At 46.7% G+C, this 17,376-nt stretch carries 15 protein-coding genes; 8 read left to right on the top strand and 7 right to left on the bottom strand.

Annotated features, from left to right (window positions below):
- The first annotated feature begins 76 nt into the window (after positions 1–76).
- The 5 genes from IEV16_RS11370 (at position 77) to IEV16_RS11350 (ending at position 8,051) form a co-directional block, all read left to right on the top strand.
- Positions 77–2,548: a penicillin-binding protein 1A gene (locus IEV16_RS11370; protein WP_188365835.1), complete on the top strand. Its 2,472-nt coding sequence runs from the start codon at positions 77–79 to the stop codon at positions 2,546–2,548.
- 62 nt (positions 2,549–2,610) lie between these two features.
- Entirely contained in the window at positions 2,611–3,180 is a 570-nt protein-coding gene (locus IEV16_RS11365) for an ECF-type sigma factor (protein ID WP_188365834.1), read from the top strand.
- Positions 3,173–6,037, top strand: coding sequence for a serine/threonine-protein kinase (locus tag IEV16_RS11360; RefSeq protein WP_188365833.1), 2,865 nt, complete (start codon positions 3,173–3,175; stop codon positions 6,035–6,037). Before IEV16_RS11365 ends, IEV16_RS11360 begins: the two co-directional genes overlap by 8 nt.
- 1 nt (position 6,038) lies before the next feature.
- Positions 6,039–6,614 carry a Maf family protein gene (locus IEV16_RS11355; RefSeq protein ID WP_188365832.1) on the top strand — a complete coding sequence of 192 codons (576 nt, stop codon included), beginning with the start codon at positions 6,039–6,041 and terminating at the stop codon, positions 6,612–6,614.
- Between the two features lie 39 nt (positions 6,615–6,653).
- Positions 6,654–8,051, top strand: coding sequence for a CPBP family intramembrane glutamic endopeptidase (locus IEV16_RS11350; RefSeq protein ID WP_188365831.1), 1,398 nt, complete (start codon positions 6,654–6,656; stop codon positions 8,049–8,051).
- On the opposite strand, the gene wrbA is transcribed toward IEV16_RS11350, so the two are convergent.
- Both wrbA and arsC read right to left on the bottom strand, forming a co-directional pair.
- Positions 8,048–8,632: an NAD(P)H:quinone oxidoreductase gene (wrbA, locus tag IEV16_RS11345; RefSeq protein ID WP_188365830.1), complete on the bottom strand. Its 585-nt coding sequence runs from the start codon at positions 8,630–8,632 to the stop codon at positions 8,048–8,050. The two genes, IEV16_RS11350 and wrbA, sit on opposite strands and share 4 nt — an antisense overlap.
- Positions 8,629–8,982: an arsenate reductase (glutaredoxin) gene (arsC, locus tag IEV16_RS11340; RefSeq protein WP_188365829.1), complete on the bottom strand. Its 354-nt coding sequence runs from the start codon at positions 8,980–8,982 to the stop codon at positions 8,629–8,631. The genes wrbA and arsC overlap by 4 nt, the downstream gene beginning before the upstream one ends.
- Positions 8,983–9,046: 64 nt before the next feature.
- Between arsC and IEV16_RS11335 the strand changes: the two genes are divergently transcribed.
- Positions 9,047–9,346 carry a BolA family protein gene (locus IEV16_RS11335; protein WP_229728340.1) on the top strand — a complete coding sequence of 100 codons (300 nt, stop codon included), beginning with the start codon at positions 9,047–9,049 and terminating at the stop codon, positions 9,344–9,346.
- Positions 9,343–10,149, top strand: coding sequence for a peptidylprolyl isomerase (locus IEV16_RS11330; RefSeq protein ID WP_188365828.1), 807 nt, complete (start codon positions 9,343–9,345; stop codon positions 10,147–10,149). Before IEV16_RS11335 ends, IEV16_RS11330 begins: the two co-directional genes overlap by 4 nt.
- 64 nt (positions 10,150–10,213) lie before the next feature.
- Here the strand turns inward: IEV16_RS11330 and rpoD are convergent, their stop codons facing one another.
- The 5 genes from rpoD to IEV16_RS11305 all read right to left on the bottom strand — a co-directional run bounded on the left by rpoD (position 10,214) and on the right by IEV16_RS11305 (position 14,920).
- Positions 10,214–12,070, bottom strand: coding sequence for an RNA polymerase sigma factor RpoD (gene rpoD, locus IEV16_RS11325; RefSeq protein ID WP_229728339.1), 1,857 nt, complete (start codon positions 12,068–12,070; stop codon positions 10,214–10,216).
- 13 nt (positions 12,071–12,083) lie between these two features.
- Positions 12,084–13,778 (bottom strand): DNA primase, encoded by a 1,695-nt coding sequence (gene dnaG / locus IEV16_RS11320; protein ID WP_188365827.1) that lies wholly within the window; start codon positions 13,776–13,778, stop codon positions 12,084–12,086.
- Positions 13,779–13,841: 63 nt separating this feature from the next.
- Positions 13,842–14,285, bottom strand: coding sequence for a GatB/YqeY domain-containing protein (locus tag IEV16_RS11315; protein WP_188365826.1), 444 nt, complete (start codon positions 14,283–14,285; stop codon positions 13,842–13,844).
- A gap of 9 nt (positions 14,286–14,294) precedes the next feature.
- Entirely contained in the window at positions 14,295–14,507 is a 213-nt protein-coding gene (gene rpsU / locus IEV16_RS11310; protein WP_188365825.1) for a 30S ribosomal protein S21, read from the bottom strand.
- A gap of 173 nt (positions 14,508–14,680) precedes the next feature.
- The gene (locus IEV16_RS11305) at positions 14,681–14,920 is read right to left on the bottom strand and encodes an EF-hand domain-containing protein (protein ID WP_188365824.1); all 240 of its coding nucleotides are present in this window, start codon (positions 14,918–14,920) and stop codon (positions 14,681–14,683) included.
- A gap of 211 nt (positions 14,921–15,131) precedes the next feature.
- Here IEV16_RS11305 and IEV16_RS11300 point away from each other — a divergent pair, with 211 nt between their 5' ends.
- Positions 15,132–17,363 carry an NADP-dependent isocitrate dehydrogenase gene (locus IEV16_RS11300; protein ID WP_188365823.1) on the top strand — a complete coding sequence of 744 codons (2,232 nt, stop codon included), beginning with the start codon at positions 15,132–15,134 and terminating at the stop codon, positions 17,361–17,363.
- Positions 17,364–17,376 lie beyond the last annotated feature (13 nt).

The following is a 17,376-nucleotide window of genomic DNA, read 5'->3' as shown; positions in this document are numbered from 1 at the left end:
CCGGTTAAGCAAGTGATTCATTGTATAATGTGACACCGTAATTACAAACCATCATCCCATCTTAAGGATAAAAAATATGCATAAAACACTTAAAGTACTGTGGTTTTTGACCAAACTCGGATTGGTCTGTTTGCTATTGGGCATTATCACAGTTTATGGGATGTATAAATATTTTGAACCGGAATTGCCATCCGTTGAATCGATTAAAGAATATCGGTTACAGGTGCCTTTACGGGTGTACAGCCAGGATGAAAAACTGATGGCCGTATTTGGGACAAAACGGCGCATTCCGGTGGCCATTGAAGACATTCCTCTTCGGGTGAAGCAGGCGTATCTTGCCGCAGAAGACGCCAATTTTTATGACCATCACGGCTTTGATATCAAGGGTATACTGCGGGCAGCCTGGCAAATCATTACCACCGGTCAAAAACAAAGCGGCGGTAGCACCATCACCCAACAGTTAACCCGTAATGTGTTTCTCTCTCTGGATCAAACCTGGAGCCGAAAAATCAAGGAGCTGTTTTTATCGGTGAAACTGGAACGGACCATTTCCAAAGATGAAATTTTAGAACTGTACCTGAATAAAATATTGTTGGGCCACCGCGCTTACGGTGTGGCGGCGGCCGCTGATGTTTATTATGGAAAAACATTGGATCAGCTCACTTTAGCTCAGATGGCTATGTTGGCTGCTCCACCCAAAGCACCTTCCCGGATTAATCCAATCACCAGTCCAGAACGCGCTTTACAACGTCGAAATTATGTCTTGGCCCGCATGCTTGAGTTGAAATTTATCAGCCGGCAGGAATACGAACAGGCTGTCAACGAACCGGATGAAGCGCGATTGCATGAGCCTGAAATAGAAATATCGGCGCCGTGGGTGGCGGAAATGGTGCGCATTGAAATGTTGGAACGGTTTGGCGATGATGCTTACACCGATGGTTATCGGGTGGTCACCACCATAGACAGTGCGTTGCAAATTTCGGCACAGACAGCGCTGCAAAAAGGCTTAGAAGCGTATGATAAACGCCACGGCTACCGCGGACCGGTTCAACATTATGATGCTGAGGCGTTACAGGATTTAGACCAGTTAACTGAACAACTCAATGAGTTCCCCAAACCCGCCGGTATGCAGGCGGCTTTGGTTTTGTCGGTAGATGAGCGCGAAGCCCAGGCACGACTCGGTGATGGTCAGGATATATTACTGAACTTTGAGGACAGTGATTGGGCAGCACCCTATGTGGACAATTACCGGGTGGGCAATAAACCGCAAAACATGACAGAAGTGCTTAAAACCGGTGATGTGGTGATGGTGGCGCGTGATAATGAAGGCGAATTTTTGTTGAGCCAAATACCCAATGTTCAAGGTGCGCTGGTCAGCAGCAATCCTAAAAATGGTCAAATCTATGCCTTAGTGGGCGGTTATGATTACCAAATCAGTAAATTTAACCGTGTTACTCAGGCTAAACGCCAACCGGGTTCTGGTTTTAAACCGATTATTTATTCTGCAGCGCTGGAAAACGGTCTGAACGCGGCGAGTCTGATTAATGATGCGCCGATTGTATTTGAAGACGACAATCTGGAACGTGCCTGGCGCCCGGAAAATTACAGTGAAAAAATCTTTGGGCCGACCCGATTAAGAGAAGGTCTGGTTAAATCGCGTAATCTGGTCTCGATTCGGGTGCTGCGCCACATTGGTATTCAGCAGGGTCGCCAGCACATCATAAAATTTGGTTTTAATCCGGATGATGTGCCCCGTGATTTATCCATTTCACTGGGCAGTCCCAATGTCCCCATCATTGATATGAACCGGGCTTTCGGGGTGTTTGCCAACGGTGGATTTTTAATTAAACCCTATGTTATAGATGCCATCTATAATCAGCAAAACTTACCGGTATACTTACACCGGGATGTGCTGGCTTGTGATCGTTGTGCCAAAGACGCTGCCGATATTGAAGTTGACCCCCCCGCTGATGAACCGCAACAACCGCCGCTTATACAGGTCAATGCACAAGATCAGGATGTGGTGAAACACAATGATGACAATAATGTACCGGTTGTGACCGAACCCGAGGCAATCAAAGCGCCACGAGTGATCAGTGCTGAAAATGCCTTTATTATTGATTCTTTTATGCAGGAAGTGATTCAGCGCGGTACCGGTGTCCGAGCCAAAAGCCTGGGCCGCAATGATTTGGCCGGTAAAACGGGCACCACCAATGACCAGATGGATGCCTGGTTTAACGGCTATCATCCGCACGTGGTGACCAATGTGTGGGTTGGATTTGATACACCCGAACCCATGGGACGCGGTGAAGTAGGCGGTCGGGTGGCTTTGCCAATCTGGATAGATTATATGCAAACCGCTTTGCAGGATTTGCCTGAACAGACACGTACCATACCCGCCGGCGTGGTATCAGCTCGCATTGATCCTGATAGCGGTGAGTTATTGCCCCCGGGGGCCAGCGGTGGACGGCTTGAATATTTTATGGTGGGCCGATTACCGCCTGCTAAAGATGAACAGGAAAAAATTGACTACGATGACTTGTTTTAGATAGTTAAGGGAATTCAGGTAAGGCGCTGTTATAATAAACCTGATTCTGAGTCGCCAAACCCATGCCTCAACAAGCCATCACAGCGCTGTTATCTGAAATAAAAGCCGGTCGTAAAGATTTGGTGGATGAAGTGTTTGCACTCTTATATGCCGAAATAAAAAACATCGCGGGCTATCAACTTAATCAACTATCACCCGGTCAAACCATCACCCCCACCGTATTGGCTCATGAATGTTATCTGAAAGTGGTCAATAACGAAGATTTGCACCTTGACAATAAACGCCACTTTTTACATTACTTGAGTCTCAGCATGCGGGCTTATTTGATCGATTGTCTGCGTGCCAAAGCCACGGCGAAGCGTCAACACATTAAATCTGATCGCAGCTTATCTGATTGTGTCGGCGACAGTCAGCTCAACTTCAAAGTGATGGAAATGGAAAGCATTTTCAAGCGAATTGAAGCAATTGATACCGGTTTGTCAGAGATCCTTCAGCTGAAAGTTTTGCTCGGTTTAACATTCGGTGAAATCAGTGAGGTGATTGATTTATCGGAACGTCAGGTGATGCGGCGTTGGCAACAAGCCAAGGCGATGGCACTGGCGATTCACAACACGGGAAAGGACGGTGGTTGATCAAGACATACAACACTGGCAACAGGCGAATGAAATATATGCCGATTTAACCGATCTGTCGGTTTCTGAAGCCATTGCTCAATTACATTTGTTGCCACATGTTGATGACCAGGTCAAAAGCCTGGTACTGTCATTGATCAGTGCCGGACAGCAGTCCAGCCATTATTTTGATGAAGCGGCTGACAGTTATCGCCGGGCGATCAAGCACAGCTGTTTTGAAGTGGGTCAACAAGTGGGTGATTACCGACTCACTCAATCATTGGATCAGGGGGGGACAGCAGACGTTTTTGCCGCTGAAAAAATTGAATCTGAAGTACAAAAACCGGTGGCGATTAAACTCTTTAATCATCCCGGTTATTTATCGCATTTAAGCGACCGTTTTCAAATAGAACAAAAAATACTGGCGGGCTTATCACACCCCAATATTGTGAAGCTGTATCATGGCGGGCACAGCCCAGATGGGGTGCCTTATATGGTCATGGAATTGGTGGAAGGCGCCCGCAGCATTGATCAGTTTGTGGCTGATCAAAAATGTTCAACACGTGCCATTATACGGTTAATAATTCAGGCGGCCCGGGCGGTGGCTTATGCCCACAGCAATCTGGTGGTTCACCGAGACATAAAACCTTCCAATATCTTACTGGACCGGCAAGGCACCCTCAAAGTGGTGGATTTTGGTATCGCCAAATTACTCAACCAACCCAAAGACCCGCAAAAAACCACTTTACTCGCCTTAACCCCTAATTATGCCGCACCTGAACAGATTAAGTCTGAGTCCATCAGTGTTCGCACCGATATCTTTTCATTGGCCGCTGTGTGCTTACAATTAATCACCGGCGAGCCACCGTTGAGTCAGAACCGATTGCTTGATGCCTGTCAAAATGATGAGCAGCATGTCCATAAGTTACTCAAATCAGCGGTTAAAGACACTGATTTAAGAAAAATTCTGTACCAGGCGATGCAGTCAGATCCAAACCGACGATACCGGCATATGGACTCATTCGCTGATGATTTGCAAGCTTGGATCGAGCGGCGTCCGATTACGGCATCCAGAGATTCTTATGTCTATCGAATTCGTAAGTTTGCACAACGACGCACCGCTTTGTTTGTCACCAGCGTTGCGCTGGTTTTGTTTGCTTTGAGCAGCCTGGTGGTATTTAGCTGGCAGTATAAAAAAATCAGTGTTGAAGTCGAAAAAAGTCGTCAATTTAAACAATTTTTACTGAATATTTTTGCCGCGGCCAAACCTGAAGAAGCCCAAAGTGGGGCCATTGATGCACGCATTTTATTGGCACAGGCGGCCGAAAACATTGATTATGCGACTTTCGATCAAGCGGCCGATAAAAGTGAATTATTGGATGCCATCGCCCAGGCATATTTCCAATTGGGACTGTATGATCGGGCCAATGACTTATGGCAAAAAGCCATCCAACAAGCAGAGGGTGATGGCTCGGCTTTACTGGGACTGGCCAGAATTGCGGTTATTAACGGCGATGCCGAATCGGCTCAACAGCGGTTGCAACAGTTTCAGCAAAGCGTTCAAGAAACGCAGCAGGCCGGTCAATCGGCTGACATATGGTTGATTGAATCAGCTATGGTGGCATTAAACGGTGAAACCGATAAGGCCTTAAGTCTGGCACGCCAGGCGTATAATTATTTTGTAGCAAACGATTTCATTCAACAGCAATTAACAGCGGCACTTCAGGTGGCGGATTTACTGTATAATGCTTCTGAATCGAAACAAGCGATTGAATTTTTAGAGCAAGCTTTAAAAACCGGTGCTCAGAAATTGCCGCCCACCCATCCGCGTATTCTGGCGATTAAAAACAATTTGTTGGATTTGTATAATGATGTGGGTGCGTCTGAACAGGCCTTAGCCATCAGTGAAGAACTCACCACCCAAATTGAATCCGTGTTTGGCGAACGACATCCCTTGTTAATTGATACTTATGTGGCGACATCGGGCACTTATCGGGCCACCGGTAATATGGATCAGGCCACAGAATATGTGGAAAAAGCCTACCGGTTGTCATTAAAACAGCATGGAACTCAAAGTGCCCTGACGGCCAGGGTGCTTAATTCCATGGGCGTCATGGCGTATGTTCGGGGTGATCTTAATAAGGCCATCGAAGACATCTCAAAGGCGGTTGACATGTATGCGGAGAGTCTGGGTGAAAACCACCCTGATACCTGGGAAGTCAAAACCAATTTAGCGGCTTTGCTCAATATGAACCATGAATTTAAGCGGGCCATCAAACTGCTGAAGTCCGTGGTCAAAAGCCAGCGACAAGCCTTGGGTCCGGATCATAAATCGACCATTTACTCACAAACGATTTTAGCCCGCTTGTACGGTGATGTGGGTGATTTTGATCAGGCGACCCCATTGGGAGAATCCGTTTTAAACAGTGCCAAAGAAGCGCTTGGAGAACAACATCCGCTGACCGTTGGTAGTTATTTTACCCTGGCTAAAATATATCAGAAACAAGACCGTCTAAGTGATGCCATTGATTTGATCACCGGTATCGTGGACCCATCCAAGAACCGCTTGACTGAAGACAATGAAAGAATCATTACGGCTTATAATACCCTGGGTGATTTATATATGGCACAAGAAGATCTGAAAAACGCCTTGATTTATAAAGAAAAAAGTTGGCAGGTGGCCAAAAATTTGCTGGGTGATGATGCAATCAGAACCCTCAGTCAACAGTTAAAATACGTTGAAATTTTACAAAAAAATCAGCAGTTTGATGCCGCTGAAAAACACCTTAAAATCGTTCAAGACCGGGTACAAGATCATGGTATGGATGATCCCGGCTTACAGCAGATGATTGAACAACTATCCAAAGCCCAACAATAACATGATTCCCATTATTTTAGCGTCCGGATCTGCGTACCGACTACGGCAGTTGCAACAGCTTCAATTAGATGTTCAGACACAAACCGCCGGCGTGGACGAAACGCTGATTTTTAACGAAAGCCCGCCGGATCGTGCCGGACGGCTGGCCATCGCCAAAGCCAATAAAGTCAAAAACCAACACAAAGCCGCCATTGTCATTGGGTCCGATCAGGTTTGTGCGTTGGGACACCGCATCTATCGTAAACCGGGAAACCGAGAAAATAACTTACAGCAATTGAGGGATTTTTCGGGGCAAACAGTGGTATTTTATACCGCATTGTGTGTTCTTGGTGCAGATGATCATCAGCACTTTCACATCAACGAAACAAAGGTACAATTTCGTTGCTTGAGTGAAACCGAAATCATCCGTTATGTGGACAAAGAACAAGCCTATGACTGTGCCGGTGGCTTTAAAATGGAGCGCTTGGGTTTGAGTTTAATGGCCTCGGTGAGCAGTGATGACCCCTCTGCTTTAATGGGTTTACCTTTGATACAATTGTGTGCTTTTTTAAGGGAGTTGGGTGTTGAGTTACCGTAAGTATATTTTTACAGCGATTAACCGTTCGGGTATTCATTAATGCGCCGGTACAGCCGATTCTTTTCATGTGGGTTGATTATTTTGGCGATGGTTTTGATGTGGTTATCGGCACACGATTTGTATGTTTCTCGGATAAATCAGCAGCAACAAAACCGTGTTCAGTCACTTAAAGCAGGGCACCATCACTTAAGCTGGGCGCTGAAATCACAGCGTGATTTGGTCAGCGGTTTTGGATCCGGTTGGCGTATAAAGCCTCAGGGATTGGAGATAAAGACGCAAAAGGCCGAAATTTCTTTGGCGTTTGAAAATAGTTTTATTGTCCCGGAAAATTACCCTCGCCTAAATTTTGAATGGGCTGAACACGTGTCGGAGAACCCAAACACCCGGCTACAATTAGAATTTTCACAGGTCGATTCAGGTGTCTATTATTACTCACCGACTATTGAACTTAGCCCCGGGCACAATTCCATTAACCTGGCTGAATTGGTCTGGACGGCCAGACAAGGGGACAAGAACAAGCCGGCAAACTGGCAGGATTTACCCCTTCTCAACACCCTCGTTTGGCGATTTTCGCAAGCCCAAAACGGTGAAAATACAGGGCTATTAAAGGCTATTAAACTGCCCCAAACCACTGCTTTAAACAGTGTGAATCAGACGGTGCCACTGGCAGCGCTGCTGAATAATACATTAAGGCAGTCCTGGCACAGCCAGCGTTTAAGTCAGGGGTTGGTTCTTGATACGCCCCCGGTGTTGCAGCCGTATTGGCAGATGTCACCCTGGATATTATTTGGTCTGTCAGGGTTGTTATTAATACCGGCCGTAATTTTCAATCAGCCACTGCCTCATAACTCCAAACAGACAACTGTTCAAGCCCAAGGTGGACTGGCTTTGGTGGTGTTGGTGTGTGTGTTGGCTTTTTTGATGCAAACGGTGTTTATGTGGGAAGTTTTTGAGCACTGGCCCTGGCTGGTTATGATGATTTTTATAACGCCTGTTTTGATTTTATTTAAACGCTGGATTCGACCTCAACATGGCGCATTGCCGGTGTGGCTGTTGACGATTATAACGGCGCTTGTTCTGGTATATATCGGTGAGAATAATTGGGGGTTTGCGTCAGACTTGCCCTTATATTTATTTTGGGCGCTGGCGCAACAGGTTATTTTAGGCCCGTGGGTCAGTGATTATTTACACCAAAAAGCCGGTCTTCCTAAGATAACGGTGGTGCTGTTATGCGGTGTTTTGTTTGCCATGTTGCATACGCCCAATCAAATGCTGATGCTGGCCACTTTTATCGGCGGTGTACTGTGGAGTTATGCCTGGCTGCGTTATCACAACATATACGCCAATACTGTTTCCCATGCGCTGCTGGCGTTGTTGTTTTACCAGACCATGCCGGAACATGTACTGGGTACTGCCCGGGTTGGTCTGGGTTTTTAACTGTGTTTTAGGGCTTTGGCTAATTGTGCAATGCGTTGTCCTTGTGCCATGCATAACTGTTTTTCGTTATTGTCCAATCCACGCTGGTCGCCGGTTTGTGCCCAATGGGTGGCGCCATAAGGTGAGCCGCCGGTTGTTGTGAATAACAAGGCTTTTTCGCTGTAAGGCAGACCGGCCAGCACCATACCGTGGTGTAGCAGCGGAATCATCATATTAATTAAAGTGGTTTCCTGACCACCGTGAATTGACGAAGAATTAGCAAACACGCCGGCCGGTTTACCTTCTAATCCGCCATTCAGCCAGATTTGTGAGGTGCTGTCGATAAAGGCCTTCAAAGGTGCCGCCATGTTGCCAAAATGACTGGGACTGCCGAGTAACAAGCCATCACAATCGGCCAGTTCTTGTTCGGTGATATACGGATCAGCGGCCATCGCTTCATCCACGCCGTCCACCGGCACGGTTCTGATGATGGCTTCACAACCGGCCACTTTCAATACACCGCGGGCGATTAAGCGCGCCATTTTTTGGGTGTTGCCGTGCTTTGAATAATATAAAATCAGAATTTGGGCGGTGTCGCTCATTCGATTAAATCCAATACATTTTCAGGCGGTCTGCCAACCACAGCCTGATCCTTGTAAATCACAATGGGTCGCTCTATTACTTTTGGATTAGCGGACATCAACTGCAATAATTGATCATCGGATAAGTCCGGATTATCCATGCCAAAGTCTTTATATTCTTTCTCACCGGTGCGCAGTATATTGCGTGGCGAAACACCCAGCATGGCAGTGATTTTTCTCAAAGTCTGCGGCGACGGCGGGTTGTCTAAATATTTAATGATGTGCGTGTCCACATGCCGGCTTTCCAGTAAAGCCAGTGTGGCTCTTGATTTAGAACAACGCGGGTTATGATAAATAATGGCTTGGCTCATAGGTCGGTTAGATTTAAAAAGGCACATTGTACGTTATAATAAGTGGTTTTGCATAACCACTTAAATGACATTATCTACTCACATGGAAAAGCATCAGGAAACCCGTGAACTTATTGAACAAACCCTAAGGTATTGGGGTGCTCAGTCCGTGAAGGTGACGGATAACAGTCATTTACATATCGGCCATGAAGGCGCGAAATCCGGTGGCGGGCATTTCGCAGCCATGGTGGTGTCGTCACAATTTGCCGGCATGAACCGCCTTAAGCGCCATCGATTGGTACACCAGCAGGTTAAAGAACTGTGGGATAATGGCCGCATTCATGCCTTGGAAGTCGAGGCCTTAACCCCGGAGGAACAACCATGAGAATTTTATTATTTATCAGCTTTTTTGTGCTGATCAGTGCGTGTCAGCAACACAATGGTGCGGATAACACGGTTGTGGATAATTCACGCACCTTAGTCACCATTGATGATCAACCGATTACCGAGCAAATGGTGCGGGTTTTTTGGTTAAATCAGGGTGTTGATCAACCCAATGAAACCCAGATCAGTGAGGCTATCAAACAATTGACTGAACAGCAACTGTTGGTGAACTATGCCAAAAAGCAGGGCATTACCCTGAGCCTGGAACAGACCATTGGTTACCAGCAAATAAAACAAAAAGCGTTGGCGCAACAGGCTCTGCAACAATATCTGATTGATAATCCAATCACCGAAGCGGATATGAAGGCCGAATATGAGCGGGTCATTAAAGAAGTCAAAGACCAGCAGTTCCATGTGCGCCATTTACTGTTTAAAGATGAAATAGATGCACTGGCGGCTTTGGACGAATTGGCTGCCGGGACTGATTATGCGAAATTGGAACAGGCTTACTTACAAAGTCACGGCCAAATGAGCAATGTGGGTGATATCGGCTGGGTGAACATCAAGCAGGTACCTGAGTCGTTTGCAACGCCACTGCAGGAACTACAACCCGGTCATTATTATCAACAACCGGTGATTTCTCAGTTTGGGGCGCATGTGGTTTATTTGGAAGACCAAAGAACGGTTGCACCGCCCACTTTTGAAGAAGCCAAAGAGGGCATCAAACGCAGTTTGCAGGAACGTCAAATCAGCCGTTTTAAGCAACTGCTGGAATTCAAAGCAGATATCAATACCACACCTTAAAACAAGCAGGACACAAAAAAGCCCGATAAATTGTATCGGGCTTTTTTGCGGCGTTATTAGTGACTTATTTTAAATCCATAAAACTACGCAGCAGCTCGGAACGGCTTGGGTGACGCAGTTTACGTAAGGCCTTGGCCTCAATTTGCCGAATGCGCTCACGGGTCACATCGAATTGCTTGCCGACCTCCTCAAGGGTGTGATCGGTATTCATATCAATACCAAAACGCATGCGCAGTACTTTGGCTTCCCTCGGCGTCAGTCCGCTGAGTAAATTGGTCACCGTATTGGTGAGGCCATTGGCGGTGGTAGAATCCAACGGCGATAAAATGTTACCATCTTCGATAAAATCGCCCAGACTCGAATCTTCGTCATCACCAATCGGGGTTTCCATGGAAATCGGTTGCTTGGCAATTTTAATGACTTTGCGCACTTTATTGACCGGCATTTCCATCACTTTGGCAATTTCCTCAGGGGTGGCTTCACGGCCTTTTTCCTGTAACAGCTGACGGGACACACGGTTGAGTTTGTTAATGGTTTCAATCATGTGCACCGGAATACGGATGGTTCTGGCCTGATCGGCAATCGAGCGGGTGATGGCCTGACGAATCCACCAGGTGGCGTAGGTTGAAAACTTATAACCACGGCGGTATTCAAATTTTTCTACCGCTTTCATCAGTCCGATATTGCCTTCCTGAATCAAATCCAAAAATTGTAATCCGCGGTTGGTGTATTTTTTAGCAATCGAAATCACCAGCCGCAGGTTGGCCTCAATCATTTCTTTTTTGGCGCGCCGTGATTTGGCTTCATTCACGGTAATCCGGCGGTTGATTTTTTTAATCTCAGGGATGGTCAGGCTGTTTTGCTGTTCAATCTGTTGAAGCTTTTGCTGGTATCCAATGATGTCTTCTTTGAACATTTCAAGCAAAGAGGCACAGTCACCGCCTTTGCCGATTTGCTCATCCACCCAGGACAAATCCGTTTCTTTGTTCATAAATGAACGGATAAAATCTTTGCGCTTCATTTTGCATTGATCAATCGCAATGTCATGTATTTTGCGTTCGTAATCGCGAATGCCGGGTTCATAATGATCGGTTTCTTCAATGTAATGACCAAATTGTATCCACTGAATATCATTGAGGATGTCTTCCATGGTTTTTGGATGGAATTTGAACTCCACCAAAACCTCAGAAATTTGTTTCATGTAGTTTTTCTGTTTAACATCGCCGATGCCGTTTTTCTCAACTGAAGCCTGAAACTTATTAAACAGTTTTTCCACGGCTTTAATGCGTTTGGTGACTTCTTCAAAATCCAGGCCTTTTTCAACCTCTTCCTCGGTCTCTTCATCCTCGTCTTCATCCACGGGATCAGTGGGCTTTTTCACTTTTGGAATCACGGCTTCGGTGTGCGGGTCGTAAATTTCGGTGATAAAGAGTTCTTCTTTTAAATCACCATCGAGCACATCCTGGTAATATTCCAAAATGGTTTTAATGGTTTTGGGGAATAAAAAAGTGGACTCCATGATCAGATGGTCGCAATGCTCGATGCGTTTGGCAATGGCGATTTCATCCTTGCGTTCCAGCAACTCAACCAAACCCATTTCCCGCATGTACATACGCACCGGATCGGTGGTGCGGCCGATACTGGGATCAACTGCGGACAGTACGGCCACGGCTTCTTCGGTGGCGGTGTCGTCGTCTTCTTTGGCGGTGTCATCATTGAGAATGATGCTGTCATCTTCAGGCGCTTCTTCCAAAACCTGGATGCCCATGTCGTTGATCAGTTGGATGATGTCTTCCACTGAGTCAGTCTCAATGATGTCATCGGGCAGGTGGTCATTGACCTCGGCATAGGTTAAATAACCTTGCTCTTTTCCTTTTGCCAGTAAGACTTTTATTTGTGTGGTTTGTTTTTCTGATGCCATGATATGTTGTTTCTCACTTGATTTTCTTGGTTAACAGGGTTATTAACTGCTTTTTTTCGCTGTCAGTTAAACCGCCTTGCAATTGTTTCTCACGCAAATGGTTGATTTTTGCCGTGGTGGTCAATTGTTCAAGATGGGCGGTTAAATCCGCCATCTCAGAGTCCAGTTCCGCTTCGTCCATGTGATCATAAACCACCATCAGTTGATTGAGGTGGCTGCTAAAATCACGGTCTCTGAAGTGCTCTAATAACGCTGCGGAATTAATTTGGGGGTAATCGGCCTGAATTTCAATCACTTTGTTAATTATTTGTGCGCCTTTAAATGGCAACAGATCGAATTCCAGATTGTCGGGTATGTCTTCACATAATGCGGGCTTATTCAGAATCAAAGCCAGAAGGCGTCGCATCGGATTAAGCGGTGGCTGGCCTGACCGGTGCTTCTGCTGCGTCACGGCACGGTGGATGGCTGTGATACCGGTTATTTGTGAGACTTTGTCTTGCATGATTTGACGAAAAGCGCCCTGAGGCAGCTGCATCAGGTATTCTTTGGCCCGTTCATGTAATTGCGCCTTACCGTCGAGCGTTTGGATGTCAATACCGCGACTGATGGTGTCGAGTAAAAACTGCGACAAAGGCTGAGCGGCTTTCAATGCTTGTGAAAATGCCTCTGCGCCTTGCCGATTAACATAAGAATCCGGATCGTGTTTATCAGGTAAAAATAAGAATTCAATAATTTTGTCGTCCAGATACATCGGCAGGGCTGTCATTAGAGCTTTTTCGGCGGCCTGTCTGCCGGCGCGATCACCGTCAAAACAAAACACCACTTTGGGCCAGGTTTTAAACAATAAAGCAATGTGGTCCCGTGAGGTGGCGGTGCCCAGGGTGGCCACCGCATTTTTAATGCCGTGCCGGTGTAAAGCCACCACATCCATATAGCCCTCCACCACAATCACAAAGTCCTCGTCACTGTGTTTGCGCGCCAGATGATAACCGTACAACTCCCCGCCTTTGTGAAATAAATCGGTTTCAGGTGAGTTTAAGTATTTGGGTTGCTGATCATCATCCACCGCCCGACCGCCAAAGGCAATCACCCGACCACGCCGGTCATGAATAGGGAACATCAGGCGGTTGCGGAACTTGTCATAACTTTTATGGTTGCTGTGAGACAGTAAACCACAACGATCAAGCAGGCCTTGTTGGTCTGCATCAAAGCGCTTTGATATGCCGTCCCAGCGGTCTTCGGCAAAACCAATTTGAAAAGTCCGGCAGGTCTGGCCGTCCACGCCGCGGTTTTTTAGATAATCGATGATTTTGGGGTTGTTTTTAAGTTGTTGCTGATAAATGCGTGTGACTTTCTCGGTAACGGCATAGAGGTTGTTGCGGTCATGCTGGCGGTGTTTATTGACCTGCTTAAGCGGTACCTCAAGACCCGCCTGTTGCGCCAGATCTTTAACGGCATCGACAAAATCCAAACCCTCAAATGCCATCAAAAAACCAATCGCACTGCCACTTTCGCCACAACCAAAACAGTGGAAAAACTGCTTTTGTTGGCTGACCGTAAAAGATGGGGTATTTTCATGGTGAAAAGGGCACAAACCGGCATAGTCTTTGCCGGCTTTTTTTAAACTGACCCGCGGCGATACCACATCATAAATATCAATGTGATTTAATAATTCATCAATAAAGTCATTGGGTATGGAGGCAGCCACAAATCACGACAGGTTCTTAAGTGAACCCACGATTAAAAAAAGAGATTGTACAACAGTGTGCAATTAAGACAAGCGGGATTTAACGATGCCGCTGACTTCGCCCATGTCGGCCCGGCCGGCAATTGCTGACTGTAACTGACCCATAACCCGACCCATGTCCTGCATACCGCTGGCGCCGCTTTCGGTGATGGTTTTATCAACCAGTGCCTGAATTTCTTCGGTGGTCAGTTGTTGTGGCAAGTATTCAACCAAAATCGCTGATTCAGCCCGTTCCCGGGCGGCCAGTTCAGGCCGTTCAGCCTGATCATATTGTTCAGCGGCATCCTTGCGCTGTTTAATCATCTTGCCAATAATTTTAATGATGTCCGCGTCATTCAACGCACTGCGGGTGTCCACCTCAACCTGTTTGATTTCAGCATTAAGCAGACGCAATGTGCTCACCAGCGGTTTGTCTTTGGCCCGCATGGCGTTTTTCATGTCTTCAGTGATTTGTTGTTTTAATGACATGGACATGCATCAATACATTCTGCGTGGAATACCTTCTTTGGCCACACGACGCTGACGGCGTTTTACGGCGGCGGCTTTTTTGCGTTTTCTTTCCTGAGTGGGTTTTTCGTAATACTGACGTTTACGTGACTCGGCCAGGACACCGGCTTTTTCACAGGCCCGTTTAAAACGGCGCAATGCAAAATCAAAGGGTTCGTTATCGCGAACTTTTACGCTTGGCATATGTATCTTAACTCCAATTAAATAGTAAAAAAGCCCACGGGTGGGCTGAAAAGACCGCGTATTTTAATGGTTTTGCACTTTAAAGCAAAGCAAAAAAGCAGGTTTTGGCTGAAATTATGGTGTCTGTAGGCGTAAAAATGGCCTGTCCGTGCTGGTGATGGCGCGGCGCGCGTTCAGAAAACGGTCCAATTTGTTTGCCACCATTCTAAAAATTCATCAAAATCAATCTGGTCGTTGTGGTCACCATCTATGGTTTCAAAGCCACGAACGGCATTGGCCCGGTCGGCACTGGGTGCCAATATTTTTAATAGCGCTATAAATTCATCTTGATCAATGAGACCGCTGCCATCACGGTCAAAAAAATCAAAATGGTCTCTTATTTCAGCAATTTCTTTTTGGCTTAATGTTGACATGGGTGATCCTATCTTCGATGGCCTCATTATAAGTCTTAATGTTACCTTTGAGAACCGCCTTTTTAATTTGCTGCTAAATTGTGGCTTTTATGGCTGATATTTATTGTGTCAGGGCGATGTTATTGATGCTGATGTTAAACAATGAATTTGTTATAATTCTGGCTTTTGTTTTATTCGCCTTTAAGCAATTATTTTACCCACAGGAGTTGTCATGACTGAGCCAACCATTGTCTATACCATCACTGATGAAGCACCCGCTTTAGCCACCTATTCATTATTGCCGATTGTGCAGAGCTTTGGTGCCCAGGCCGGCGTGCCTTTCACCACCCAAAACATTTCTTTGGCGGCGCGCATCCTGGCGCAGTTTCCTGATCGCTTAACCGATGAGCAGAAGCACAATGATGCCCTGGCTGAATTGGGTGAGCTGGCGAAAACGCCCGATGCCAATATCATTAAGTTACCGAATATTTCCGCCTCAATCCCGCAATTAAATGCCGCCATCAAAGAGCTGCAGCAAGCTGGATATGCTGTGCCTGATTACCACAGCGACCCTGAAAACGAAGAGCAGGAACAGGCCAAAGCCGCTTACAGCAAAGTGCTGGGCTCAGCGGTGAATCCGGTGTTACGTGAAGGCAATTCAGACCGTCGGGTGGCGGCGGCGGTGAAAAAATATGCGCAGAATAATCCGCACCGATTGGGTGCCTGGTCGAAAGACTCGAAAACCAAAGTCGCGCATATGCAACGCGGTGATTTTTATGAAACCGAGCAATCCTATGTGATGCCCAAAGACCAAACCGTGCGCATTGAATGGGTCGGTGGCAACGGCGATGTCAAAGTATTAAAAGAGGATTTGGCTTTATTAAAAGGTGAAGTTCTGGATGCCTCACGGATGAGCAAAAAAGCCTTAAGAAGCTTCCTGTCTAAAGCCATTAAAGAAGCAAAAGCGGCCGGTGTGCTGTTTTCAGTGCATTTAAAAGCCACCATGATGAAAGTGTCCGATCCGATTATGTTCGGCCATGCGGTGGAAGTGTATTATGCCGAGCTGTTTGAGAAATACGGTGATTTATTCGATGAGCTGGATGTTAATGCCAACAACGGCATTCAGGCGGTGTACGATAACATTGAATCCTTACCCGAAAGCCAGCAAACAGAAATCAAAAACGCCATCGCTGACTGTTACCAAAACAATCCATCGCTGGCAATGGTGGATTCGGACAAAGGCATCACCAACCTGCACGTGCCCAATAATGTGATTATCGACGCCTCGATGCCGGCGGCGATTAAAACCTCCGGTAAAATGTGGAACGCAGCCGGTGAATTACAGGACACCCATGCGGTGATTCCGGACCGTTCTTATGCGGGCATTTACCAGGAAATTATTAAATACTGTCAGGAAAACGGTGCCTTTGATGTCACCACCATGGGTAATGTCAGCAATGTGGGTCTGATGGCGAAAAAAGCCGAAGAGTACGGTTCTCATGATAAGACCTTTGAAGTGGAAGCCGATGGTATAATCCGCATTATGGGTGAAAACGGCGAGGTGTTGCTGCAGCATGAGGTCGAGCAGGGTGATATTTGGCGTGCCTGTCAAACCAAAGATGTGGCGATAAAAGATTGGGTCAGACTGGCCGTCAGTCGTGCTCGTAACACGGGTCAGCCGGCAATTTTCTGGCTCGATGAACACCGTGCCCATGACCGTAATCTGATTGAAAAAGTCAACGCTTACTTACCTGAACACGACACAACGGGTTTAGAGATTAAAATCATGAACCCCAAAGCCGCCATGCGCTACACCTGCGAGCGGGTCAGTGCCGGCCAGGACACCATTTCCGTGACCGGTAATGTGTTGCGGGATTACCTGACCGATTTGTTCCCAATTTTAGAACTGGGTACAAGTGCCAAGATGCTGTCGATTGTGCCTTTACTGGCCGGTGGCGGTTTATTCGAAACCGGTGCCGGTGGTTCTGCGCCGAAGCATGTGCAGCAGTTTATCGAAGAAGGTCACTTGCGCTGGGATTCTTTAGGCGAATTTTTAGCATTGGCGGTTTCTTTGGAAGCCTATGCCGAAAAAACCGGCAACAAAGACGCACAAGTGCTGGCCGATGCCCTGCATAAAGCCAACGAAGAATACCTGCTGAAAAATAAATCACCCTCACGTAAAGTCAATGAGCTTGATAATCGCGGCAGTCATTTCTTTTTGGCAAAATTCTGGGCCGAAGCCCTGGCCGAACAAACTGACAGTCCGGCTCTGCAAGATGCCTTTAAACCGGTGGCCGAGCAATTAAACGCCCAACAAGACACCATTTTGCAACAATTGATTGATGCCCAGGGCAAACCGATGGACTTAGGCGGCTATTTCGAACCGGACAATGATAAAGCCGCTGCGGCCATGCGCCCCAGCAAAGCGCTCAATACGATTATTAATGGTTTAATGAAAGCGTAAATGGAGTGCTGCT

The organism is Marinicella pacifica, from assembly GCF_014636635.1.
GTDB lineage: Bacteria > Pseudomonadota > Gammaproteobacteria > Xanthomonadales > Marinicellaceae > Marinicella > Marinicella pacifica.
Note: the sequence above shows the minus strand (reverse complement) of the source record. Positions and strands in the feature narration are given on the sequence as shown.

Coding starts and splice junctions, on each gene's coding strand:
- IEV16_RS11370 (WP_188365835.1), top strand. CDS start 77: ATGCATAAAACACTTAAAGTACTGTGGTTTTTGACCAAACTCGGATTG.
- IEV16_RS11365 (WP_188365834.1), top strand. CDS start 2,611: ATGCCTCAACAAGCCATCACAGCGCTGTTATCTGAAATAAAAGCCGGT.
- IEV16_RS11355 (WP_188365832.1), top strand. CDS start 6,039: ATGATTCCCATTATTTTAGCGTCCGGATCTGCGTACCGACTACGGCAG.
- IEV16_RS11350 (WP_188365831.1), top strand. CDS start 6,654: ATGCGCCGGTACAGCCGATTCTTTTCATGTGGGTTGATTATTTTGGCG.
- wrbA (WP_188365830.1), bottom strand. CDS start 8,632: ATGAGCGACACCGCCCAAATTCTGATTTTATATTATTCAAAGCACGGC.
- arsC (WP_188365829.1), bottom strand. CDS start 8,982: ATGAGCCAAGCCATTATTTATCATAACCCGCGTTGTTCTAAATCAAGA.
- IEV16_RS11335 (WP_229728340.1), top strand. CDS start 9,047: ATGACATTATCTACTCACATGGAAAAGCATCAGGAAACCCGTGAACTT.
- IEV16_RS11330 (WP_188365828.1), top strand. CDS start 9,343: ATGAGAATTTTATTATTTATCAGCTTTTTTGTGCTGATCAGTGCGTGT.
- rpoD (WP_229728339.1), bottom strand. CDS start 12,070: ATGGCATCAGAAAAACAAACCACACAAATAAAAGTCTTACTGGCAAAA.
- IEV16_RS11315 (WP_188365826.1), bottom strand. CDS start 14,285: ATGTCATTAAAACAACAAATCACTGAAGACATGAAAAACGCCATGCGG.
- rpsU (WP_188365825.1), bottom strand. CDS start 14,507: ATGCCAAGCGTAAAAGTTCGCGATAACGAACCCTTTGATTTTGCATTG.
- IEV16_RS11305 (WP_188365824.1), bottom strand. CDS start 14,920: ATGTCAACATTAAGCCAAAAAGAAATTGCTGAAATAAGAGACCATTTT.
- IEV16_RS11300 (WP_188365823.1), top strand. CDS start 15,132: ATGACTGAGCCAACCATTGTCTATACCATCACTGATGAAGCACCCGCT.